Raw genomic sequence first — 23,701 nt, 5'->3', positions numbered from 1 at the left:
GGAATTTTCGCGGCAACAGATTTATGACAATTGGAGAGATTTCCAGATGTAATGACGTATTTTGTGGCTGGATTGACACATAGCGTTGTCAGTATCAGTTCCACCAATGACAAGTCGGTCCCGCTGTCGGCAATCTGGCCTGCACCGCTTCGTGGACGATGCCGGCGCCAACCGCTTCCTCGGCGGTATAGATCCGGGCCTGGCCGGTCAGGTGCGGCCGGATATCGGTTTCATGGCCTGCCTCGCGGGTGGCCTCGCGGTAAATGTTGGCATAGCGTTCGGCATCGAAATCCAGGCACTCGCGCCATTCCGACACGCGCGCATGGTCGGCCGCCACCAGATTGCCGAAACCCCAGTGCATTGGATGGATCAGGAAGCGCGTGCCGGGGCAGGCATAGCGCTTCTGGCCGGCCAAGAAGATCACGACGCCGACCGACTCGACGCTGCCGATATTGTGGGTGGTGAGCGGGATCGGCAGGGACTTCAGGAAGAAATAGAGCGCGAAACCGGCCGTCATATTGCCGCCCTCGGTCGACATGTGCAGCGCGATCTCGGTCGCGCCTTTCTGCAGCGCCTCCAGGCAACAGTTGCGCACCGTGCAAGCGGAGTTATGGTTGATCGGGCCGATGAAATGAACGATGTGCAATGCCATGTGCGCGCCTCTCCTCCAGCGGTAGTATCCGGCACCCAAGCATAGCAATTTTCGTCAGCGTGGCGCGTCTTCCTGAGCATTGGACACCTCGGCCGCTTGTCCGTACATGGCTGCGCAATCGGGCCTGGTAGCGGACCGCTCGAGCGGGACGTGCCGGCCGCCGATGTCGAGGTCGGCCAGCGGTGGCGGCGCCGCGCGCACCCGGCCCGCGCGCAGGGCGTCCAGCATGGGCGCGCAGGCGGTCAGCGATGCGGGCAGGCTGCCGGCGATTTGCCATCCGCCCTGGTCGTCCTGGCGCAGCACGGCATTGCCGTGGTCGGGGGCGCCGACCACGATCACTTCGAGCCTGGCATCGCCGCCGAGATCGATCACGTAGGCGTCGCACGGCGTCTGCTGGCTTCGCAGGCAGAGCGGCAGGTCGTAGTGCGCCTCGACCTTCTTCCAGTCGAATTGCGCGAAGCCGGCGGGCAGGGCGGCGCCGGCCGGCCAGACCTTCAGGTTGCGCTCGATCTGCGCCGGCGTGTCGGCATCGAGTGGGCGCGGCTGGCGCAGGCGCGCCAGTTCGGCGCGCAGCCAGTCGGCGTCGGGGCCGGTGGCGCTTCCCTCCAACTGTACCAGCGCGGCGCGGCCATGGCGTGCGCCATGGTGATGGAGGTAGGCCACGTCCAGCTGGCGCAGCGCGATCTGGCCGGACGCCAGGCGCGCCAGCTGGCTGTTCACCGCGATGCGGCCCGGATCGAGGACGGGCGACAGCAGCAGCGCCAGCACGGCCAGCACCACGAAGGCGGCGGCGATATTGACGCCGGCCAGGGTGCGCAGCCAGCCGCGGCGCAGCGCCGCTGCCGCATAGCCGCCGGCATAGCAGGCCGCTACCAGCAGGCTGGCGGCGGCGATGACGCGGTCGGCCGACCAGCCGTGGTCCGCGACGCGCAGCGCGAGGGCATAGGCGGCGAGCAGGGTCAGCGGCACCAGCAGCAGGCAGGCGATGCGCGCGGCGATGGCCAGCACGCGTGCCGGCGGACTGGCGCCGTCCTGGTAGGCCGCATTGATCAGCACGACGAAGGCGGCCGCCGCGCTGAGCAGGATGCCGCCGGCGCTGCGGGTGGCCCATAGCGGGTCGAGGCCGGTGAAGGGCAGGCTGGCCAGGAAGCCGCCCACCAGCAGCGTCAGCACCGGCAAGATCCAGGACAGCAGCACGTGCAGCAGGTTGCGGATACCGCGCACGATGGCGGGCTTGACGTCGGTCAGGTGCATTGCCACCGAAAACGCGAAGGCGGTGACGGGGATGAAGAACCAGGCCTTGCCGATGGCCTGGCTCAGAAAATTCAGTTTTACCAGGTCGAACAGCGCGGCGCCCAGCTGCAGCACCATCCAGGTGGCGCCCACGAACACGAGGCAGAACAGGATCTGCAGGTTGAGCTTCCAGGCGACCTCGAAGTAGCTGGCGTAGGCCGCGATGCGGCGCCCTTCGCGGCTGGCCGCGAGCACCAGCGCATGGGCGATGAAGAAGCCGACCGCCAGGCAGAAGGTGAGCATGCCGGACGGCTTGCCGCCCTCCCACGAGGTCCCGCCGAGCCGGCGCCACATATCGTAGGCGGCCAGCAGTGCGATGACGGCGGCCGCGCTCAGCGCCCACGCGGTCAGCTGGCGGCGCGACAGGTGGCCCAGGCCGCTGATCAGGATCACCGGCAGCAGCAGGCCGAGCATGGCGAGCGGCCCGAACAGCAGCGGAACGGTGGCCGGCCAGGACTTGTCCTGCGCCGCCGTGTACAGCAGGTAGAGCAGCAGGCCCTGGGCCAGGCCGATGACGATGCGCGTGGGGCCGAGCCAGGTCGGGACGAGGTCGTCGTCCGGCGAAGGTGCGGGAAAAGCGGCGGCGGGCGCGGGCTGCTGCATGGGCGTCAATCCTTGATTGTGGTCTTGACGGGTATCTTACTTCCGATCAACGCACAATGACGCCCACAAGTCTGCTAGCTTCCGCGGTAGGTCGAATACGACCACGGCGTCATCACCAGCGGCACGTGGTAGTTCTGGGCGGGGTCGGCGATGCCGAAGCCGAGTGTGATGCGGTCCAGGAAGCGGGGAGATGGAAGGTCGACGCCGCGCACCGCGTAGTAGTCGCCGGCGTGGAATACCAGTTCGTACTGGCCGGCCTGCAGCGCGGCCGCCTCCAGCAGGGGCGCATCACAGCGGCCGTCGTCGTTCGTCAGCGCGCTCTTGAGCAGCGTGCGGCCGTCGGCGTCGATCGCGTACAGCTCGACCCGGATGCCGGCGCCGGGGCAGCCGTGGGCGGTGTCGAGTACGTGGGTGGTCAGTTTTCCCATCGTGGTCCTTGTCAGCAGATGTGGGTGGAAGCCCATCATAACGCCAGTACGGGCAGATATAAGCGCCAGCTGGTTCTGGATATCACCCGCGTGATTTCGTGATGCGAGGCTCGGCTTCATACTCACGAAATATTGCATCTTTAGGCTATCGGCTTGCCAAATCCGCACCAGCAGGTCGGAAAGTGGCAGCTCTTTCATCCAACCTGAAGACCGCAATGATCATCAAACGACATCAGATCGCCAGCGCCGCCGCGCTGTGCGTGACCCATGCACTGGTTGGCGTGCATGCCCAGAATACTTCCGCCGCAGCGGCGCCCCTGCTGGCCGCCGCCGAACCGCAGGCCGTGATCGTCACCGGCACCCGCGCCAGCAACCGCACCCAGTTCGATACCCTGGCGCCGGTCGACGTCTTCAGCCGCGAAGAGATCGCGGCCGTCGAGTCGGACGACCTGAACGACGTGCTGGCGCAGCTGGTGCCATCCTATGTGGTGCAGCGCCTGCCGATGGCCGACGGCCAGGTCTTCGTGCGGCCCGCCACCTTGCGCGGCTTGTCGCCGGACCAGACCCTGGTCCTGGTCAACGGCAAGCGCTTCCACCGCAGCGCCTTCCTCGGCGCACGCGGCTCGCAGGCGGCCGACATGGCGCAGATCCCGACCAGCGCCATCAAGCGCATCGAGGTGCTGCGCGACGGCGCCTCGGCCCAGTATGGTTCCGACGCAATCGCCGGCGTCATCAACATCATCCTCGACGACACGGCCGGCGGAGAAATCAACGCCCAGCATTCGCAGTACGGCGAAAACGACGGCAAGACGAATACCGTGCGCGCCAAGTATGGCTTCACGTTCGGCGAGTCGGGCCGGATCAACCTGTTCGCCGAAGCGGCGGACGCCGACCCTACCTCGCGTACCCGCCAGCGCCAGGATGCGATAGCCTTCCAGGCGGCTCACCCCGAGCTGCAGGTGCCGAACCCGGTCCAGCGCTGGGGCCAGCCGGAGCTGGAAAGCCAGCGCATCGGCTACAACGCCAGCGTGGGCCTGGGCGGCGAGCTGGAAGCCTACAGCTACGGCCTGTTCGGCCGCAGCGAAGGCGTGTCCGACTTCAACTGGCGCAACCCAGACACCAGCGGCAGCGTCTACAAAAAGACCGCGGCCTTCCCCGGCTGGGATGTGCGCAGCATCTACCCGACCGGCTTCAGCCCGCAGTACACCAACGAGCAGGACGACCTGCAGGTGCTGGCCGGCGTGCGCGGCCGCTTTACCGAGGCGCTGGGGTGGGACCTGTCTGCCTCGTATGGCCGCAACCGCATCGACTACGGCCTGCACAACTCGATTAACGCCTCGCTCGGGCCGAGCAGCCCGACGTCGTTCGACCTGGGCCGCCTGACCCAGGAAGAAAAGCTGGTCAACGCCAATTTCAACTACGAGTGGAACGTGGCCGCGCTGGCGCGGCCGGTCAACGTCGGCTTCGGCCTCGAGTACCGCAACGAACGCTATGGCGTGCGCGCGGGCGAGGCGGCCTCGTATGCGGTCGGTCCCGGCGCCGCGTTCGGCCTCGATCCGAGCGCCAACGGCGCGCCGGGCTTCAGTGACCGCCAGGCCGGCCGCTGGGACCAGGACAGCTACGCTGCCTATGTCGACGTCGAAGCGCCGCTCACCGAGCGCTTCTCGGTCGGCGCCGCGCTGCGCTACGAGGACTTTTCGGAATTTGGCGACAGCGTCAACGGCAAGCTGTCGGCGCGCTATGAGGTCACGCCCGACCTTGCCGTGCGCGGCTCCTTCTCGACGGGCTTCCGTGCCCCGACCCCGGGCCAGCTGAATACCAGCAGCACCAGCCAGGGGCTCGACACCCGCACCCTGCTGGTGTTCACCAGCGGCCGCCTGTCGACCAGCGATCCGATCGCCGTGGCGCTCGGCGCCAAGGCCCTGACGCCAGAGGAATCGAACAACCTGTCGCTGGGCCTGACCTGGAAGGGCGCCATGGGCCTGTCGGGATCGGTCGACCTGTACCAGATCAAGCTGCGCGACCGCTTCAGCACCTCGGCCTCGTTCCCGGTGCCAGCCGGGATGGCCAATCCGCTGCGCTACACCTCGGTCAACTACTTCACCAACGACTTCGACACCACCACACAGGGCATCGATATCGTGGCGAACCACCTGAGCCGCATCGCCGACGGCCGGCTCAACCTGACCCTGGCCTACAACTACAACAAGACGCAGGTCGACGACGGCAGCACCGCGGTCGCATCCAACCTGACCCAGCGCACGATCTTCGAAGACCGCCTGCCGCGCCAGAAGGCCACCATCGGCGCTACCTACGAGCGCGGCGCCTGGAGCGCGCTGGGACGGATGCGTCACTACGGCGCCTGGACCGACAGCACCGGCAACGCGACCGGCGACATCTTCCAGCGCTTTGGCGCGATGCGCTTCTTCGACGCGGCGCTGAGCTACAAGGTCACGCCGAAACAGACCCTGCGCTTTGGCGTCGACAATGTGTTCGACAAGTATCCCGACGAAGCGGTATTCCAGGCCAGCCGCGGCCTGATCTACTCGCGCAACGCGCCGTACGACACCGATGGCCGCAACCTGTATGTCGACTACACGGTGAAGTTTTGAGCCGGCCCGACCCGCAGCGGCGGGCCTGGCTGCGGGCCGGCCTGAGCTTGCCGCTGGTGCCGGGGAGCGCGCTGGCGGCGGCGCCAGCGCTGCCAGCGCTGCGCGACATTGCGCCGCCGGCGCTGACACCGGCCGCGCTGGCGCGTGACAACGCCTATTGGGCCCGCGTGGCCGCGCACTACGACGTCACCGGCGAAGTAGCGATGCTCGACAACGGCTACTGGGGCTCGATGGCGCGTCCCGTGGTCGCGGCCTACCAGCGTCAGGTGGCCGAGGTCAACCACGGCAACGCCTTCTATGGCCGCCTGCGCTTTCCGCCCGAGTACGAGGCGGCGCGCGCAGCGGTCGCCACGGCGCTGGGCGTGGAGCGCGACGAGATCGTGCTGACGCGCGGCGCCACCGAGGCGCTGCAGGCGCTGATCGGCGGCTATAACCGGCTGCGACCGGGCGACACCGTGCTGTGCGCCGACGTCGACTACGACAATATGATCACGACCATGGGCTGGCTCAAGGAGCGGCGCGGCGTCGAGGTAGTCAAGATCGCGGCGCCCGATGCCGCCACGGCAACCGTCGAGTCGCTGATCGACTGCTATGCGCAGGCGATGCAGCGCCATCCGAAGCTCAGGATGATGTTGCTCACCCACGTCAACCACCGCAACGGCATGGTCATGCCGGTGGCCGAGATCACGCGCATGGCGCGCGACCGCGGCATCGGCGTCATCGTCGACACGGCGCACGGCTTCGGCCAGCTCGACATGCGCATCCCCGATCTCGGCTGCGACTACGCCGGCATCAACCTGCACAAGTGGATCGGTGCGCCGGTGGGCGTGGGCGCGATCTACATCCGGCGCGGCAGGGTGGCCGATATCGATCCGTATATGGGCGAGAAGGACGGCGACGACATCCGCACCCGGGTGCATACCGGCACCGTCAACTTCGCCGCCTACCTGGCGCTGCCGCTGGCGCTGGAGATCCACGCGCGGATCGGCGTGGCCAACAAGCAGGCGCGCCTGCACCACCTGCGCAACCGCTGGGTGGAGGCGGCGCGGGGGATTGCCGGCATCGAGGTGCTCGCCTCACCCGACCAGCGTCTGACCAGCGCGATCGCCTCGTTCCGCCTGCGCGGCAAGATCTCGGTGGCCGACAATGTCGCGCTGTCGAAGCGGCTGTTGCAGGAACACGGCGTGTTCGCCGTCATGCGCGACGGGTTGGCGTCCGGCGCCTGCGTGCGGGTCACGCCGGCGATCTTCACCCAAGAGGCGCAGGTCGATCGCCTGGTGTCGGCCTTGCGCGCCTGAGGCCTATATCGGCGCAATGAGCCGGCGTATGCGTCCGGTCATATACTGTTGTGGCCGTTGCAATATATGATCGGACGTATTCTTCCTTGTAAAGGGACGCCATGGCAGCTTCCTATCCGCGCGACCTGGCCGGCTACGGCCGCAATCCGCCGCATGCGCGCTGGCCCGGCGGCGCGCGCATTGCCCTGCAGTTCGTCCTGAACTACGAAGAGGGCGCCGAGAACTGCGTGCTGCACGGCGACCCGGCCTCCGAAACCTTCCTGTCCGAGATCGTCGGCGCCAGCGCCTTCCCGGCGCGCCACATGAGCATGGAGTCGCTCTACGAATACGGTTCGCGCGCCGGCCTGTGGCGTTTGCTGCGGCTGTTCGAGGAGCGCCGGCTGCCCCTGACCGTGTTCGGCGTGGCGCAGGCGCTCGAGCGCCATCCCGAGGCCGTCGCCGCGTTTCGCGAATTGGGGCACGAGATCGCCTGCCACGGCCTGCGCTGGATCTCCTATCAAAACGTCGACGAGGCGACCGAGCGCGCCCACATGAAAGAGGCCGTCGAGATCATGCGCTCCCTGCTTGGTGCCGCGCCGCAGGGCTGGTACACGGGTCGCGACTCGCCCAACACGCGCCGGCTGGTGGTCGAGCATGGCGGTTTCGCCTATGACGCCGACCACTACGGCGACGACCTGCCGTTCTGGCAGCGGGTAGACGCGCGCGATGCGGACGGTTTGATCCGCAGTATGCCGCACCTGGTGGTGCCGTACACGCTCGACACCAACGACATGCGCTTCGCCACCGCCCAGGGCTTCAATTCCGGCACCCAGTTCTTCGACTACCTGAAGGACGCCTTCGACGTGCTCTATGCGGAAGGCGATCCCGCCGGCCTGGACCGGCCCAAGATGCTGTCGGTCGGCCTGCACTGCCGCCTGGTGGGGCGGCCCGGGCGCACGGCGGCGCTGGCGCGCTTCCTCGACTATGTAATGCAGCATGACCGTGTCTGGGTGACGCGCCGCATCGATATCGCCAATCACTGGAAAGCGGTGCATCCTTACGTGGAATGACGAGCGAAAGCGCGCGCCTGAGATATTCGAAATTGATGATAATCAATATCAGAAGTTGATGATATGAGGAGGGCCGCCGGATGGTAGCCTTCCGCCCTTGGCGAACACTAAAGTTTCACTCCGAGACAGGCATGTCAGAACCGATCCGATTCCTCTTCCGTGGCGAAGTGCGCGAACTGCGCGATGCGCCGCCCACGCAAACCATCCTGCAGCACCTGCGGGAGGACTTGCGCTGCACGGGCACCAAGGAAGGCTGCGCCGAAGGCGACTGCGGCGCCTGCACCGTAGTGGTCGGCTCGCTGGAAGACGGCCACCTTGCACTCAAGTCCATTAACGCCTGCATCCAGTTCACCCCGACGCTGGACGGCAAGGCGCTGTTCACGGTCGAAGACCTGGCCGCGGCCGACGGCGCGCTGCATCCGGTGCAGCAGGCGCTGGTCGAGTGCCACGGTTCGCAATGCGGCTTCTGCACGCCGGGCTTCGCCATGTCGCTGTGGGGCATGTACATCAAGCAGGAGGGCCGCGCGCCGGCGCGCTGCGAGATCGACGATGCGCTGTCCGGCAATCTGTGCCGCTGCACCGGCTACCGTCCCATCATCGACGCCGCGCGCCGCATGGTCGAACTCCCGCCTGTTGCTTTCGACAAACCTGCGCTGGCCGAGCGCCTGCGCGGCCTGCAGCGCAGCCACGGCTTCAGCTACACGGCCCACGGCCAGCGCTTCCACGTGCCGCGCACGCTGGACGAGGTGGTGGCCTTGCGCGCCGCGCACCCTGAGGCCGTGCTGCTGGCCGGTTCGACCGACGTCGGCCTGTGGGTCACCAAGCAGCTGCGTACGCTGGACGACGTCATCTACCTCGGCCAGGTCGAGGCGCTCAAGAGCGTGCGTATAGATGCCGGCATGCTGGAGATCGGCGCCGGCGTATCGCTTCAGGATGCCTATGCGGCGCTGTGCGAACGTTATCCGGCCGAATTGTCCGAACTGTGGCAGCGCTTCGCTTCGCTCCCGATCCGCAACGCCGGCACCCTGGGCGGCAATGTCGCCAACGGTTCGCCGATCGGCGACTCGATGCCGTGGCTGATCGCGCTGGGCAGCCAGGTGGTCTTGCGCAGCAGCGAGGGCAGCCGCGTGCTGGCGCTGGAAGATTTTTATCTGGGCTACCAGCAGAAAGACCTGCGCGCGGGCGAATTCGTGCAAGCCGTGCGCGTGCCGCTGCCGGTCGCTGGGCTGCGGTTCCGCACCTATAAGCTGGCCAAGCGCTTCGACCAGGACATCTCGGCGGTGTGCGCGGCCTTTGCCGTGACGCTCGACGGCGACACCATCCTTGATGCGCGCATCGCCTTCGGCGGCATGGCGGCCACGCCGAAACGCGCTCACGAAGCCGAAGCGGTGCTGCGGGGCCAGGCCTGGAGCGAAGCCACGCTGCGCACGGCGATGGCGGCGCTCACGCGCGACTACGCGCCGCTGAGCGACGCGCGCGCCTCCGGCAGCTACCGCATGCGCACCGCGCAAAACCTGTTGCACCGCTTCTGGCTGGAGACGCGTCCGGAAAATCCGCTGCCGGCCAGCGCCGTCAATGCCTTTGCCAGCCTGTGAGGGATTGATCATGAACGATGCCGGCTTGAACCGCGTGGACGCCTGGGCCGAAGTCGGCCGCGCCCGCAAGCACGAATCCGCCGAGCTGCACGTGCGCGGCCAGGCCACCTATACCGACGACATCGCCGAACTGGCCGGCACCCTGCACGCAGCCCTCGGCCTGTCGGCGCGCGCGCATGCGCGCGTCAAAGGGATCGACCTGTCTCCGGTCCGCGCCAGCCGCGGCGTGGTCGCGGTGCTGACGGCGCGCGACATCCCCGGCCTGAACGATTGCGGACCGATCATCCACGACGATCCGATCCTGGCCGATGGCCTGGTCCAGTACGTGGGCCAGCCGATCTTCATCGTCGTCGCCGACAGCCATGACAATGCGCGCCGCGCGGCGCGCCTGGCCGTGGTCGACTACGACGACTTGCCTGCCATTCTGACGCCGCAGGCGGCGCGTGCCGCCGCATCGTACGTGCTGCCGCCGATGCGCCTGGCCCGCGGCGATGCGGCGCAGGCGTTCGCAAGCGCGCGGCACGTCGTCAGGGGCGAACTGCACGTGGGCGGCCAGGAACAGTTCTACCTCGAAGGGCAGATCGCCTATGCGATCCCCGGCGAAGACCGCGGCATGCACGTGTACTGCTCGACCCAGCATCCGAGCGAAATGCAGCACGTGGTGGCGCATGCGCTGGGCCTGCACTCGCATCACGTGACGGTCGAGTGCCGCCGCATGGGCGGCGGCTTCGGCGGCAAGGAATCGCAGTCGGCGCTGTGGGCAGCGGCGGCATCCATCGCTGCGGTGCGCACGGGCCGCCCGGTCAAGCTGCGCGCCGACCGCGACGACGATATGCTGGTCACCGGCAAGCGCCACTGCTTCCACTATGAATACGAAGTCGGCTACGACGACGATGGCCGGATCCTGGCGGCGAAGGTCGACATGGTTACCCGCGCCGGCTACTCGGCCGACCTGTCGGGGCCCGTCGCCACGCGCGCGGTCTGCCACTTCGACAACGCCTATTACCTGTCCGACGTCGAGATCCGCGCCGCCTGCGGCAAGACCAATACCCAGTCGAACACGGCATTTCGCGGCTTCGGCGGACCGCAAGGCGCGATTGCCATCGAATACGTGCTCGACGAGATCGCGCGCAATCTCGGGCGCGATGCGCTCGACATCCGGCGCCTGAACCTGTATGGCAAGACGGAGCGCAACGTCACGCCCTTCGGCCAGGAAATCGTCGACAACGTGCTCCCCGAGCTGTTGGCCGAGCTGGAAGCCGACAGCGATTATCGCGCCCGGCGCGCGGCGATCGGCGAGTACAACCGCGCCAGCCCGGTGCTCAAGAAGGGCCTGGCGCTCACGCCGCTCAAGTTCGGCATCGCCTTCAATGTCACTCACCTGAACCAGGCCGGCGCGCTGGTGCACGTGTACGTAGACGGTTCCATCCTGGTCAACCATGGCGGCACCGAGATGGGGCAGGGCATCAACACCAAGGTGATGCAGGTGGTGGCGCATGAGCTGGGCGTGGAACTGGGGCGGGTGCGCGCCACCGCCACCAATACGTCCAAGGTCGCCAACACCTCCGCCACGGCGGCGTCCACCGGCGCGGACCTGAACGGCAAGGCGGCCCAGGATGCGGCGCGCAAGATCCGTGCGCGCCTGGCCGATTTCGCCGCCAGCCAGTACGGCGGCGCAGCCAGCGAGGTGCGCTTCGCGGCCGGGACCGTGTTCGTCGCCAGCTTGACGCTGCCGTTCGAGGAACTGGTGGCGAAAGCCTACCTGGCGCGGGTGCAGCTGTGGTCCGACGGTTTCTATGCGACGCCCGGCCTGCATTGGGACGCCAAGACGATGACCGGCCGGCCATTCTCCTACTTCGCCTATGGCGCGGCGGTGTCCGAAGTCGTGATCGACACGCTCACCGGCGAATGGAAACTGCTGCGCGTGGATGCGCTGTACGACGCCGGCCGCTCGCTGAACCCCGCGATCGACATCGGCCAGGTCGAAGGCGCCTTCATCCAGGGCATGGGCTGGCTGACGACGGAAGAACTGTGGTGGAACCCGGCCGGCAAATTGATGACGCATGCGCCGTCCACCTACAAGATCCCGGCCGTCTCGGATTGTCCCGAGGATTTTCGCGTGCGCCTGTTCGACAACGCCAACGTCGAGGACAGCATCCACCGCTCGAAGGCGGTCGGCGAGCCACCGCTGCTGCTGCCGTTCTCGGTTTTCTTCGCCATCCGCGACGCCATCTCGAGTGTGGGCGATCACAAAATCAATCCGCCGCTAAATGCGCCGGCGACGTCGGAAGAGATCCTGGATGCGATCGCTTTTGTCGAGGCGGCGCGCGCATGACGAACGACTGGCTGCACCCGCACGCAGGCACGGCCGCCGTCCTGGTCACGGTCGCGGCCGTGAAAGGCTCCGTGCCGCGTGAACCGGGGGCGAAGATGCTGGTGCGGGCCGGGGATTTTGACGGCACCATCGGCGGCGGCCACCTCGAGCATCGCGCCCTGGACATCGCACGTGCGATGTTGCAGCTCGGCGAAGCGCGCCGCTTCGAACGCTTTCCACTTGGCCCAAGCCTGGGCCAGTGCTGCGGCGGCGTGGCCTGGCTCGCATTCGAGCGCATGGAAGTTGAACAGATGGACATCCTGCGCGCGCGCCGCCACCAGGACACGTGGCGCCTGGTCGCCCTCGACGGCGCCAGCGAATGGACGCTGCTCGACGAAGCGGGCCGTCACCTCGCCGGCGCGGTCACGACGCCAGCCCTGGAAGCGCAAGGCGGCACGCGCGTCGTCGAAGGCGAGGGCGGCCGCCGCTGGCTGCTGGACGCCGTCCTCGCTCCGCGCGATCACCTGATGCTGTTCGGCGCCGGCCACGTCGGCGCCGCCATCGTGCGCGCGCTGGCGCCTTTGCCTTGCCGCGTCACCTGGGTCGACGAGCGCGACGACCTGTTTTTGGCCGACATTCCCGCCAATGTGACGGTGGAAGCGACCGACACCCCGGAAGCACTGGTTGAGAAAGCCGCCCCCGGCACCAGCTTCCTGGTCATGACCCACAGCCACGCGCTGGATCTGCGCCTGTGCCACGCAATTTTGTCCCGATCAAGCAAGGATTGGTTCGGCCTGATAGGATCGAGTACCAAACGCAGCCAGTTCGAGGCGCGCCTGCGCGAACGCGGCATCGATGCCGCGCGCATCGACGATATGGTGTGCCCGGTCGGCCTGCCCGGCATCGAGGGCAAGGCCCCGGCCGTGATCGCCGCCTCCGTCGCGGCCCAGCTGCTGTCCGTCTGGGAAGCAGCTCACCACCCTGAAGAACAACCGGAACTCTCGTAATGTCCACCGCATCACCCAATCTGCAAGCCTACCGTGCCAGCTTGCTGCACTTTCGCGCCGACCCGGCTTTCGACGACCAGGCCGCGTTGTGGCACGAAGACGGCCTGCTGGTCGTCGAAGATGGCCGCATCAAGGCCGCCGGCGATTACGCTGCGCTGGCGCCGACCCTGCCGCCCGGCCTGGAGCCGGTCGACTACCGCGGCAAGGTGATCGCCCCCGGCTTCATCGACACCCACCTGCATTACCCGCAGACCGACATGATCGCCTCGCCGGCGCCCGGCCTGCTGCCATGGCTGGAGACCTATACCTTCCCGAGCGAGCGTCGCTTCGAGGACCCGGCGCATGCACGCGCCACCGCCGAGTTCTTCCTGGACGAGCTGCTGCGCTGCGGCACCACCACCGCCGTGGTGTACTGCACCGTGCATCCGCAATCGGTCGATGCCTTCTTCGAGGCGAGCGAAGCGCGTAACCTGCGCATGGTGGCCGGCAAGGTGCTGATGGACCGCAACTGCCCGGACTTCCTGCGCGACCTCGAGGGCGACCTGGGGCAGAGCGAAGACCTGATCAACAAATGGCACAAGCGCGGACGGTCGCTGTACGCGATCACGCCGCGCTTCGCCCCGACCTCGACCGACGTCCAGCTGCGCCTGACCGGCGAACTGGCGGCGCGCTACCCGGACACCTTCATCCAGACCCACGTCTCGGAAAACAAGGACGAGTGCACCTGGGTGAAAGAATTGTTTCCGCAGGCCCGCAGCTACCTCGACGTGTACGAACGCTTCGGCCTGATGCGTCCGCGCGCGTTGTTCGGCCACTGCATCTGGCTCGACGACGAAGACTTCGCGCGCATGGCGGCCACCGGGTCGGCCGCCGCCGTGTGCCCGACCTCGAACCTGTTCCTGGGCAGCGGCCTGTTCGACTTCGAACGCGCCGACAGCGCGCGTGCGCTGCTCTCGCTGGGCACCGACGTCGGCGCCGGCACCTCGTTCTCGATGCTGCAGACCATGAATGAAGCCTACAAGGTGGCGCGCCTGAAGGGCAGCTACCTGCCGGCGCTGCGCATGTTCTATCTCGCCACCCTGGGCGCGGCGCGCAGCATGCGCCTGGAAGACACGATCGGCAGCTTCCAGCCCGGCCTGGAAGCCGACTTCGTGGTGCTCGACCGCGAGGCGACGCCGCTGCTGGCGCGCAGGACGGGGCATTGCGACTCGCTGGAGGAACTGCTGTTCGCGCTGGCACTGCTGGGAGACGACCGTACGATCGCCGCGACGTACTCGGGCGGACGCAAGGTGCACCAACGTTGATTTGGCAATATTGCCAATGGTGAACGAAGCAGTTAGAGTGGCGCGATTCAATATTCACCCAGAAAGCACACCATGCACAAGACATTGACCGGCAGCGCGCTGCTGGCGCTGGCCGTGGCCGGCGCCCCGGCCTGGGCCAAGGAGCCCGCCGCCAACGCCAATGAGGCGGCCACCGCCCGCCACTACGCGAGCCTGATCGCGGGCGAGCAGCCGAAGCTGTCCGAGCTGACGATGTTCTTCACGCAGATGCCGAAGGGCGGCGACCTGCACCACCATTATTCGGGTTCGGTGTATGCCGAGACCTATACCGAATTCGTTGACAAGCAGGGCTTCTGCATCAACACGCAGACGTACCGCATCGAGACCGACAAGGCCGTGGTGGCGCGTGAGCTCGCGCGGCCGGCGGCCCAGCGCACCTGCAAGTCGGGCGCCGAGGTGCGCGCCGACGAAGACACCTGGCGCGAAGTGGCCAAGCGCTGGTCGAACAAGGATTTCCACAACCACACCAATCTGCAGCCGGCGCCCGACCAGCGCTTCTTCCAGACCTTCGGCTACTTCGGCCCGGTGGCCAACGACAACCTGCGCGAAGGCCTGCAAGAGATCAAGCAGCGCGCGATCGCGGAAAACGTCGGCTACATCGAAACGATGTTCCTGCTGTCGCCCTTCATCGCCAACCCGGACTTCGACAGTCAGGCCTGGGCCAATGTGAGCGACGACAAGGCGCTCGACAATGCGTTGCGTGCGAAACTGGCTGCACTGGATAAGGATGCTGCTTTCAACAAGTCGATCGACGATTTCGTCCAGCAGATCCATACTGCCTCCGAAGGCATCGACGACGAGCGCTTCACCATGCGCTACCAGAACTACACGCTGCGCCTGCTGAATCCGTCGCAGGTGTTCTCGGCCATGGTGTCGAGCTTCAAGGCGGCAGCCAAGGGCGGGCGTGTCGTCGGACTGAACATCGTGGGCCAGGAAAGCACCCACGTCTCGATGCGCGACTACACCCTGCACATGAAGATGTTCCGCTTCCTGAAGTCGGTCTATCCGGACGTGAAGGTGGCGATGCACGCGGGCGAACTGGCGCTGGGCGACGTGCCGCCGGAAGGCCTGCAGTTCCACATCGACCAGGCGCTGGCGGTGGCGGGCGCCGACCGCATCGGCCATGGCCTGGACCTGGCGCACGAGGCGAATGCCCTGGGCATCATGAAGACCATGCGCGAGAAGGACATCCCGGTCGAGATCAACCTGACCTCGAATGCCTTCATCAGCGGCGTGTCGACCACGAACCATCCGCTGAACCTGTACCGCAAGTATGGCGTTCCCTACGTGATCTCGACCGACGACACCGGCGTGACCCGCCACACGCTGTCGCATGAATACATGCAGTTCGCCAGCCAGTTCAAGCCGAGCTACGCGGAAGTGAAGAAGGCGTCCTACAACAGCATCCGTTATGCTTTCCTGCCCGTGGCGGAAAAGCAACGACTGACCCGGCAGCTGGACCAACGTTACACGGAATTCGAAGCAAAGATCGCGGCGCTCGGCGCCTCGGCGGTCCGCGGTAAATAAAGTGTGACATCCACGGCCCGGCGCCCGCCGGGCCGCTACCTTGTCATAATTCCCTGGTGACTCTTTGGTAATAAGTTAATGCAAAATTAACTTATGTCGCCTTCTCGCTACAAAAATCTTCGTTCCCTACGCACTTCCACTGAATTTTTATCAAAAAAATTCCGTGGGAGAACGCCGCACATATAATCCCGCCTTGTCATATTCCGGCCGGCAGCACTCCGATTATGTCGCGTACAGACAACACTTGGGCGGTGATTTATACGTAAAAGCTCTGAATAACTAAGCCAAATCGAATTTGTCGGCTTGTTCAAAGCTCATGCATATTGGCGGAATTCCGCTGTATCTCATCACTCCGGCGTGTCACTTTGTTGAAACATTGTAACGATACAATCGCAGCCGCTTGCCGGCTGAAGCGCTGCCGCACCAAGCAAAAAATTCAAGCTGTAAATCGTAGGGGAGGGCGTCCGCCCGGGCGTCCAACAATAAATTGAAGTTCTTTTTGGGGTAATCAATGATCACTCAACAACAGATCCGGCTCACCAAGTTGGCGCTGGCTTTGTCGGTTGCGTTGGCGGCTGCGCCGTCGTTCGCACAGAACACCACTTCGGCCATCGGTGGCCGTATTTCGAACGCTGCCGGCGCACCAGCTGCCGGTGCACAAGTGCAGATCCTGCACGTCGAGTCGGGTTCTGTCAGCAATGTCGTCACTGACGCCGAAGGCCGCTACACCGCGCGCGGCCTGCGCGTGGGTGGTCCTTACACCATTACCATCACCAAGGATGGCGTCACCGAGACGCGCAACGACGTCTTCGTCGAGCTGGCGCAGACCGCGACCGTCGACGCGACCGTCGGCATCCAGACCGTGACCGTGGCCGGCTCGGCCGTTCGCTCGGAGATCTTCTCGAGCAACAACATGGGCGCGGGTACCTCGATCAGCAACACCCAGCTGCAGACCCAGGCGTCGATCAACCGCAACCTGCAGGACTACGCCCGCGCCGACCCGCGCGTGTCGCAGACCGACAAGGACCGCGGCGAAATCTCGGTGGCCGGCCAGAACTCGCGCTACAACTCGATGACCATCGACGGCGTCGCGATCAACGACACCTTCGGCCTCGAGTCGAACGGCAGCCCGACCGCACGCCAGCCGATCTCGATCGAAGCGATCCAGTCGGTGCAGGTCAACGTCGCCAACTACGACGTGACCCAGAAAGGCTATACCGGCGCCAACATCAACGCCGTGACCAAGTCGGGCACCAATACCTACAAGGGCGGCGTCTACTACGTCTTCCGCAACGACACCATGGCCGGCGACCGCTACGACGTGGTCACCGACAAATACAGCGACGCGCCGAAGTCGAAGGAAACCACCAAGGGTATCTGGGCATCGGGTCCGCTGATCCAGGACAAGCTGTTCATCTTCGCCCTGGCCGAAAACTTCGAGAGCTCGCGTTCGAGCCCTGACTTCGGACCGATCGGTTCCGGTGCCGGCACCACCGTCGGCATCACCCAGTCGGCCATCGCCGGCGCGCAGCAGATCGCTCAAGGCTACGGTCTCGACATCGGCACCCCGGCCGTCCCGACCGGCGCCATGCTGACCTCGAAAGAGCGCATGGTGAAGTTCGACTGGAACATCACCGACGACCACCGCGCCAACCTGCGCTACGCCAAGACCACCCAGGGCGAGCCGTTCTTCCCGGGCTTCTCGAACACCGGCGTCGGCCTGTCGTCGAGCTTCTACAACCAGGGCAAGGAAATCGAGACCGTCGTCGCCCAAGTGTTCTCGGACTGGACCCCGAACTTCTCGACCGAGTTCAAGTACTCGACCCGCGACTACGATTCGGCCCCGGTCAACGCAACCCGTACGCCATCGATGGCCCTGCAGTTCTCCGGCGCGCTGCCGGCCGACGCACCGGCCGGCCTGGCCAGCGGCAACCGCTTCCTGAACTTCGGTACCGAGCGTAGCCGTCACAACAACGTGCTGGGCAACAAGACCACCGACCTGTACGCCGGCGCCAACTGGATCAAGGGCGATCACGAGATCAAGTTCGGTGTCGACCACACCAAGACCGAGATCTACAACGCCTTCCTGCAAGGCGTGTTCGGCGAATACACCTTCGCCTGCCTGGATTCGGCCGACGCGAACTTCTACAGCTTCGGCGCGCTGCCGAGCTGCGCCCGCGCCACTAACGCGCAGGTCGAAGCCGCCGTGCTCGAGAACTTCCGTCGTGGCCGTCCGCTGAGCTACAGCGTGCAGCGCGCCCTGCCGGGCGCATCGATCGAGAACGCAATCGCCCAGTTCGAGACCAAGAACACCGGTCTGTTCCTGCAGGACACCTGGGCCGTCAACGACCAGCTGACCCTGACCTACGGCGTGCGTTACGACCGTAACGACATCGGCAACCGTCCGCTGTACAACGCCGCCGCGGCCCAGCCGATGGTTGCTGGCAACCCTGCAACCGGCGCGCGCCAGTCGGGCGGCTTCGGTCTGGACAACACCCGGACCATCGACGGCACCGACCTGATCCAGCCGCGTTTCGGCTTCAACTACCGCTTCGACAAGTCGCCGCGTCCGACCCAGCTGCGCGGCGGTTTCGGCCTGTTCCAGGGCGCTGCTGCTGCCGTCTGGATGTCGAACCCGTTCTCGAATCCGGGCGTCGCCACCGCGACCATCAGCTGCTCGGGCGTCGGCGCAACCCGTTGCCCGACCACCGGTGGCCTGATCAGCACGGATCCGGACAACCAGCCGAACGTGTCGGGCGCCGTGCCTGCCGCGAACGTCGACTTCCTGGATCCGGGCTTCCGCCAGCCGGCGATCTGGAAGACCAACCTGGCCTTCGATACCGAACTGCCTTGGGGCGGTCTCGTGTTCGGTGGTGAGCTGCTGTACACCAAGAACAAGCACGCCATCTATTACGAGCACCTGAACCTGGGTGCACCGACCGCGATCGGCGCCGCCGATGGCCGTCAGCTGTTCTGGAACGCAGCCGGCCTGGCAGCGGCCAGCTACGGTGTGTCGAACAATGCAGCGACCCTGATCAGCAACAGCGGCGCAACCAACCGCGCGCTGAGCAACCGCAGCTACAACAACGTGCTGGTGGCGCGCGATACCGACAAGGGCGACGCGAAAGTGATCACCATGTCGCTGTCGCAGCCAATGCAGAAGGGCCTCGGCTGGTCGGTGTCGTACACCTACACCGATGCCACCGAAGTCTCGCCGCTGACCTCGTCGGTGTCGAACTCGAACTTCAACGGCCGTTCGGTGTTCAACCCGAACGAAGAAGTCGCTGCGAACTCGAGCTACGCCATCAAGAACCGTGTGAACGCGTTGCTGAACTTCCAGAAGAAGTTCTTCGACAACTACAACACCCGTTTCGGCGTGTTCTACGAAGGTCGTGAAGGCCGTCCATACAGCTGGACGTTCAACAACGACATGAACGGCGACAACCTGGCCGGTAACGACCTGATGTACATCCCGACCGCGTTCGGTTCCGGCGAAGTCGTGTTCCACGGCGACACCGCGACCAACCACGCGAACGAGCAGCGTTTCTGGGACGTCGTCAACGCCAACAAGGGCCTGCATGGCGCCGCCGGTGGTGTTGTGAAGCGTAACAACAGCACCTCGGAATGGGTCAACACCTTCGACCTGCGCATCAGCCAGGAAATTCCAGGCCTGTTCAAGCGCAACAAGGCGACCTTCACCCTTGACTTCATGAACTTCGGCAATCTGCTGAACAAGAAGTGGGGCCGTACCGAAGAAGTCGCGTTCCAGTCGAATGGCGGCCAAGCACGTAGCTTCGTCGACTTCGCTGGTACCGATGCACAAGGCCGTTACATCTACGTCGTGCGTAACGACGTCGAGCGTCAAGACCTGAAGCAGTCGAAGGGCGAGTCGCAGTGGGCAATCCAGGCAACCCTCAAGTACGAATTCTAAGTATCGGGAATTCGTAGCGTGAGCTAGTCAAGAACGGCCGGTGGAAACACCGGCCGTTTTTCTTTAAAAAATGCGTAGCCCAGCAGCCGTAAGGATTTCCTGCACACAAGCCGCGTGGGATAATGTTGGCTGTCGAGCTAGCTCGAACTCCGTTTTTCCGGACCCGCCGTTCGCGCCGGTCCGCATCCAGTAAAGGTGTTCCCATGATCGTTTCGCGCCGCGCATGCGCCAGTCTTTCCACCCTCACCATGGCGCTGCTGCTGGCCGGCTGCGTCAGCGCGCCCCAGGGCCCGGTGACCCTCAATCTCGTGTCGCTGAACGACTTCCACGGCAACCTCGAGCCGAGCCGCTACGTCCTCAAGCATGCGGATGGCAAGGAAGAAGTCATGCGCGCCGGCGGCGCCGAAGCGGTGGCCGCGGCCCTGCAGGCCTGGCGCAAGGAAGACAAGGATCTGCTGCTGGTATCCACTGGCGACATCGTCGGCGCCAGTCCGGCGCTGTCGTCGCTGTGGGCCGACGAGCCGACGATCGAAGTGATGAATATGCTGAACCTGCGCGCCAGCGCGGTCGGCAACCATGAATTCGACGGCGGCCGCAAGGAACTGCTGCGCCAGCAGAACGGCGGCTGCGATTCGCCGCATCCGACCAAGGCGTGCAAGTTCACCCCGAACTTCGGCGGCGCCAAGTTCACCTACCTCGGCGCCAACGTGATCGACTCGGCCACCGGCAAACCGGTCATCCCGGGCTTCAGGATCGAAGACGTCAAGGGCATCAAGGTCGGCCTGGTCGGCGTGGTGCTGAAGGACACGCCGAACATGGTCGTGGCGTCGGGCATCGCCGGCCTGCGCTTCGGCGACGAGGCCGAGGCGATCAATGCCGCGCTGCCGGCCATGCGCGCCGCCGGCGCGCAGGTGATCGTGGCCCTGGTGCACCAGGGCGGCCGCACGGTGGAGTCGCCGCTGCAGGCCGGCTGCTCGCAGCTCAAGGGCGATATCGTCGACGTGGTAAAGAAGATCGACCCGTCGGTCAAGCTGGTGCTGACCGGCCACTCGCACCAGGGCTATCTGTGCGACGTCGACGGCCGCACCGTGACCCAGGCCGACACCGCCGGCCACCTGCTCACCCGCGTGTCGATGCAGGTCGAACCGAAGACGGGCGCGGTCAGCAATCTGGTCGTCAAGAACGTGGTGATGAAGCCGGGCGAATACCCGGCGGACGCGAAGATGACGGCATTCGTGGCGCAGGTGAAGGAGCGCAGCAAGGAAGCGCTGAATCGTCCAATCGCCAAGGTGGCCGGCGCGCCGGTGCTGCGCAAGACCAATGACTCCGGCGAGTCAGTGCTGGGCAATATGATCGCCGATGCGGCGCTCGATTCGGTCCGTGACTTGGGCGCGCAACTGGCCTTCATGAACAATGGCGGCATCCGCCGCGACCTCGAGGCCTGCCCTGACGGTATGGTGGCCTTCGGCCAGGTCCAGGTGGTGCTCCCGTTCGGTAATACGACGGTCGTGATGGACCTGACCGGCGCCCAGATCCGCGCCCTGCTCGAGCGCCAGTGGGCCGACGGCGTCGATTCGAATTCGTCGGTGCTGCAGATCTCCGAAGGCTTCAGCTATGCCTGGGACCCGAAACGTCCGGCGGGCAGCCGCCTGGTGCCGGGCAGCCTCAAGCTGAACGGCAAGGAGATGCAGGACAGCGCCACTTACCGCATCGCCACCAATAATTTCCTGGCCGAAGGCAGCGACGGCTATCCGGAATTCGGCAAGGGCACGGCGCGCATCGACACCGGCCTGCGCGACCTGGACGGCTTCATCACTTACCTGAAGAAGATCGAAGGGCAGGGCGCCGCCGTCGCCCCCGGGGTTGCCAACTCGACGCCACGCATCCGCAAGGTCAACTGAATCAACAAGGAATCACCATGAAAAAACTCGTATGCGTGCTGGCGCTGACCGGCGTCTTCGCATCGGTGGCCGCGCCCGACGCCGCCGCCTGGGGCCGCGACGGCCACCGCGCCATCGGCGCCATCGCCGACCGGCTGCTCAAGGGCAGCAACGCGCAAAAGGAAATCGCGCTGCTCTTGCAGCCGGGCGAATCGCTGGCGTCGATGGCCAACTGGGCCGACTGCGTCAAGGGCACCTTCTGCGGCCCGCAGACGCCCGAGATGGTCGAGTACGTGGCCGGCAATCCGCGCCACAGCGAATACCACTACACCAATGTGCCGTTCCAGCTGGACCACTACCATGCGCATGGCGTGGGCACGAGCGACGTCGACATCGTGCAGACGCTGGAGCAGTGCATTGCCGTCCTGCAGGGCAAGACCGACCCTGCGCTGAACCCGCACAAGTTCACCAAGCGCCAGGCCCTGATCCTGCTGGCCCACTTCGCAGGCGACATCCACCAGCCTCTGCACGTGGGTTCGGCCTTCGTTTCCAAGGACGGCAAGTTCGTGGTGCCGAAAAACCGCGCCGAGATCGACGAGACCCTGGTCTTCGATTCGCGCGGCGGCAACAACCTGCTGCTGGATAACGAGCGCCTGTCCACCCTGTCGGCTGGCGTCATCCCGGCCGGCGAGCCGGTCGTCGTCAAGGAAGGCGTGCCGGCGGCGCTGACCAAGCCGTTCCACTCCTATTGGGACACTACCACGGTCGACTACGCCTTCCGCCGCATCAAGACCCGCACGCCGGAGCAGTTCGCCGACGTCGCGGTCGCCAGCCAGCCGCAGCTGAAAAAAGCGCAGGGCGACGTCTCGACCTGGCCGGTGCAGTGGGTCGAAGATGGCCTGGTCTCGGCCAAGCTGGCCTACAAGGACGTGGTGCCGGGCAAGCTGACTCCGCAGACCAGCAAGAAGGGCGAGACCTATTACACCTTCGCGCTGGAAGTGCCGCAGAACTATCCGGTGCCGAGCTCCGAGATCGCCAAGACCCAGCTGATCAAGGGTGGCTACAACCTGGCGGCGATGCTGCAGGCGATCTGGCCGTAAGAGTTAGCTGGAAAACCGTCGTTCCCGCGAAGGCGGGAACCTAAGTTGCTCGAGTCGCCAAAAACCATCACGCTTAGTGGTGCTACGCGCAAACTTGGATTCCCGCCTGCGCGGGAATGACGTATCAAAGGTGCGGGCCTGTGTTGGCGTTAGAATCTGGTCAACCTGTGAACCGATTCCGAGGCCTCATGATCCCTCCCTACAAGGCTGCCGTCAGCGCCTGCTTGTTATTCACCGCTGCTGCGCATGCCAGCGCTCGATCGCCCGAACCGGCCGGCTTGCCGCTCTGGGAATTCGGCGTGGGCGCCTTCGGCCTCACCGCGCCGGCCTATCCCGGCGCCGACGATCGCAACAACCGCGTCCTGCCGCTGCCCTATCTGCTGTACCGCGGCGAAGTGCTGCGCGCCGACCAGTCGGGCATTGGGGCGCGCCTGTTCCGCTCCGACCGGCTCGAGTTCGACGTCGGCCTGGCGGGCGCCTTGCCATCCGATTCGGACGACGTCGAGATCCGCGCCGGCATGCCCGACCTGGGCGCGCTGTTCGAATTCGGCCCGCGCCTGAAGATCCGGGTGGCCGATTTCGACGATCGCAGCCGCCTGCGCGCCGAGTTGCCGCTGCGCGCCGTGATCGAGGCAAGGGGAGGATTGCGGCGCCAGGGCTGGACCTTCGAGCCCAAGCTGGCGTATGAGACCCGCGGCGAGCGCGGCTTGTGGAGCGTCGAGGGGAATGTGTCGGTCGTGTTCGGCGACAAGCGCATCAACCGTTATTTCTACGAGGTGCAGCCGCAGTATGCCAATGTGTCGCGCGCCGCCTATGGCGCCGACGCCGGCCTGATGCTGACGCGCGTCGGGCTGTTCGCCACGCGCCAATTGAATCCCGATGTGCGCCTGTTCGGCTTCGTGCGTTTCGAATCGTATGCCGGTAGCGCCAATCGCGACAGCCCGCTGCACCTCAAGAATACCGGCACCTCGGCCGGCATCGGCTTTGCCTGGACCCTGGCGCGTTCCAGCCGCCGTGCCGCGGGTTACGAGCCGGTCGATCCGGTCACGCCATAAAAAAACGCCGGGAC

At 65.7% G+C, this 23,701-nt stretch carries 15 protein-coding genes; 12 read left to right on the top strand and 3 right to left on the bottom strand.

From position 1 onward, the window contains the following. Nucleotides 1-94 precede the first annotated feature (94 nt). The 3 genes from SOM28_RS11995 to uraH all read right to left on the bottom strand — a co-directional run bounded on the left by SOM28_RS11995 (nt 95) and on the right by uraH (nt 2,976). On the bottom strand, nt 95-652 hold the full coding sequence (locus SOM28_RS11995; RefSeq protein ID WP_320468247.1) for a ClpP family protease: 558 nt from the start codon (nt 650-652) through the stop codon (nt 95-97). Nucleotides 653-706: 54 nt separating this feature from the next. Beyond that, nucleotides 707-2,548: a DUF4153 domain-containing protein gene (locus SOM28_RS11990; RefSeq protein WP_320468246.1), complete on the bottom strand. Its 1,842-nt coding sequence runs from the start codon at nt 2,546-2,548 to the stop codon at nt 707-709. A gap of 74 nt (nt 2,549-2,622) precedes the next feature. Next, on the bottom strand, nt 2,623-2,976 hold the full coding sequence (gene uraH, locus SOM28_RS11985) for a hydroxyisourate hydrolase (RefSeq protein ID WP_320468245.1): 354 nt from the start codon (nt 2,974-2,976) through the stop codon (nt 2,623-2,625). A gap of 215 nt (nt 2,977-3,191) precedes the next feature. Here uraH and SOM28_RS11980 point away from each other — a divergent pair, with 215 nt between their 5' ends. The 12 genes from SOM28_RS11980 (at nt 3,192) to SOM28_RS11925 (ending at nt 23,687) form a co-directional block, all read left to right on the top strand. Continuing rightward, nucleotides 3,192-5,588, top strand: a complete 2,397-nt coding sequence (locus SOM28_RS11980) for a TonB-dependent receptor plug domain-containing protein (RefSeq protein WP_320468244.1) — start codon at nt 3,192-3,194, stop codon at nt 5,586-5,588. Continuing rightward, on the top strand, nt 5,585-6,886 hold the full coding sequence (locus SOM28_RS11975) for an aminotransferase class V-fold PLP-dependent enzyme (protein WP_320468243.1): 1,302 nt from the start codon (nt 5,585-5,587) through the stop codon (nt 6,884-6,886). The genes SOM28_RS11980 and SOM28_RS11975 overlap by 4 nt, the downstream gene beginning before the upstream one ends. Nucleotides 6,887-6,987: 101 nt before the next feature. Then, entirely contained in the window at nt 6,988-7,935 is a 948-nt protein-coding gene (gene puuE, locus SOM28_RS11970) for an allantoinase PuuE (RefSeq protein WP_320468242.1), read from the top strand. Between the two features lie 131 nt (nt 7,936-8,066). Continuing rightward, nucleotides 8,067-9,530, top strand: coding sequence for a xanthine dehydrogenase small subunit (gene xdhA, locus SOM28_RS11965; RefSeq protein ID WP_320468241.1), 1,464 nt, complete (start codon nt 8,067-8,069; stop codon nt 9,528-9,530). A 10-nt stretch (nt 9,531-9,540) separates the two neighbouring features. Continuing rightward, nucleotides 9,541-11,865, top strand: a complete 2,325-nt coding sequence (gene xdhB / locus SOM28_RS11960) for a xanthine dehydrogenase molybdopterin binding subunit (RefSeq protein ID WP_320468240.1) — start codon at nt 9,541-9,543, stop codon at nt 11,863-11,865. Next, nucleotides 11,862-12,851 carry a xanthine dehydrogenase accessory protein XdhC gene (gene xdhC, locus SOM28_RS11955; RefSeq protein ID WP_320468239.1) on the top strand — a complete coding sequence of 330 codons (990 nt, stop codon included), beginning with the start codon at nt 11,862-11,864 and terminating at the stop codon, nt 12,849-12,851. The genes xdhB and xdhC overlap by 4 nt, the downstream gene beginning before the upstream one ends. Beyond that, the gene (gene guaD / locus SOM28_RS11950; RefSeq protein WP_320468238.1) at nt 12,851-14,155 is read left to right on the top strand and encodes a guanine deaminase; all 1,305 of its coding nucleotides are present in this window, start codon (nt 12,851-12,853) and stop codon (nt 14,153-14,155) included. Before xdhC ends, guaD begins: the two co-directional genes overlap by 1 nt. 72 nt (nt 14,156-14,227) lie before the next feature. Further along, the gene (locus tag SOM28_RS11945) at nt 14,228-15,721 is read left to right on the top strand and encodes an amidohydrolase family protein (RefSeq protein WP_123068313.1); all 1,494 of its coding nucleotides are present in this window, start codon (nt 14,228-14,230) and stop codon (nt 15,719-15,721) included. Between the two features lie 511 nt (nt 15,722-16,232). Continuing rightward, nucleotides 16,233-19,652: a TonB-dependent receptor gene (locus SOM28_RS11940; RefSeq protein WP_320468237.1), complete on the top strand. Its 3,420-nt coding sequence runs from the start codon at nt 16,233-16,235 to the stop codon at nt 19,650-19,652. A 203-nt stretch (nt 19,653-19,855) separates the two neighbouring features. After that, nucleotides 19,856-21,553 (top strand): bifunctional metallophosphatase/5'-nucleotidase, encoded by a 1,698-nt coding sequence (locus tag SOM28_RS11935; protein WP_320468236.1) that lies wholly within the window; start codon nt 19,856-19,858, stop codon nt 21,551-21,553. Between the two features lie 17 nt (nt 21,554-21,570). Then, complete coding sequence (locus tag SOM28_RS11930; protein ID WP_320468235.1) at nt 21,571-22,632, top strand: S1/P1 nuclease; 1,062 nt, start codon at nt 21,571-21,573, stop codon at nt 22,630-22,632. A 188-nt stretch (nt 22,633-22,820) separates the two neighbouring features. After that, nucleotides 22,821-23,687, top strand: a complete 867-nt coding sequence (locus SOM28_RS11925) for a MipA/OmpV family protein (RefSeq protein WP_320468234.1) — start codon at nt 22,821-22,823, stop codon at nt 23,685-23,687. Nucleotides 23,688-23,701: the final 14 nt, after the last annotated feature.

It is taken from the genome of Massilia sp. CFBP9026, from assembly GCF_034045165.1.
GTDB classification, from domain to species: domain Bacteria; phylum Pseudomonadota; class Gammaproteobacteria; order Burkholderiales; family Burkholderiaceae_D; genus Telluria; species Telluria arenae.
The sequence above is the reverse complement of the archived record's forward strand: the minus strand, read 5'-3'. Positions and strand labels throughout refer to the sequence as shown.

Excerpts from the sequence above, each read along its gene's own strand:
- xdhC (WP_320468239.1), top strand. The coding sequence starts at position 11,862 with ATGACGAACGACTGGCTGCACCCGCACGCAGGCACGGCCGCCGTCCTG.
- SOM28_RS11930 (WP_320468235.1), top strand. The coding sequence starts at position 21,571 with ATGAAAAAACTCGTATGCGTGCTGGCGCTGACCGGCGTCTTCGCATCG.
- SOM28_RS11995 (WP_320468247.1), bottom strand. The coding sequence starts at position 652 with ATGGCATTGCACATCGTTCATTTCATCGGCCCGATCAACCATAACTCC.
- puuE (WP_320468242.1), top strand. The coding sequence starts at position 6,988 with ATGGCAGCTTCCTATCCGCGCGACCTGGCCGGCTACGGCCGCAATCCG.
- xdhB (WP_320468240.1), top strand. The coding sequence starts at position 9,541 with ATGAACGATGCCGGCTTGAACCGCGTGGACGCCTGGGCCGAAGTCGGC.
- SOM28_RS11945 (WP_123068313.1), top strand. The coding sequence starts at position 14,228 with ATGCACAAGACATTGACCGGCAGCGCGCTGCTGGCGCTGGCCGTGGCC.
- SOM28_RS11935 (WP_320468236.1), top strand. The coding sequence starts at position 19,856 with ATGATCGTTTCGCGCCGCGCATGCGCCAGTCTTTCCACCCTCACCATG.
- SOM28_RS11940 (WP_320468237.1), top strand. The coding sequence starts at position 16,233 with ATGATCACTCAACAACAGATCCGGCTCACCAAGTTGGCGCTGGCTTTG.
- SOM28_RS11990 (WP_320468246.1), bottom strand. The coding sequence starts at position 2,548 with ATGCAGCAGCCCGCGCCCGCCGCCGCTTTTCCCGCACCTTCGCCGGAC.
- SOM28_RS11925 (WP_320468234.1), top strand. The coding sequence starts at position 22,821 with ATGATCCCTCCCTACAAGGCTGCCGTCAGCGCCTGCTTGTTATTCACC.
- SOM28_RS11980 (WP_320468244.1), top strand. The coding sequence starts at position 3,192 with ATGATCATCAAACGACATCAGATCGCCAGCGCCGCCGCGCTGTGCGTG.
- uraH (WP_320468245.1), bottom strand. The coding sequence starts at position 2,976 with ATGGGAAAACTGACCACCCACGTACTCGACACCGCCCACGGCTGCCCC.
- xdhA (WP_320468241.1), top strand. The coding sequence starts at position 8,067 with ATGTCAGAACCGATCCGATTCCTCTTCCGTGGCGAAGTGCGCGAACTG.
- guaD (WP_320468238.1), top strand. The coding sequence starts at position 12,851 with ATGTCCACCGCATCACCCAATCTGCAAGCCTACCGTGCCAGCTTGCTG.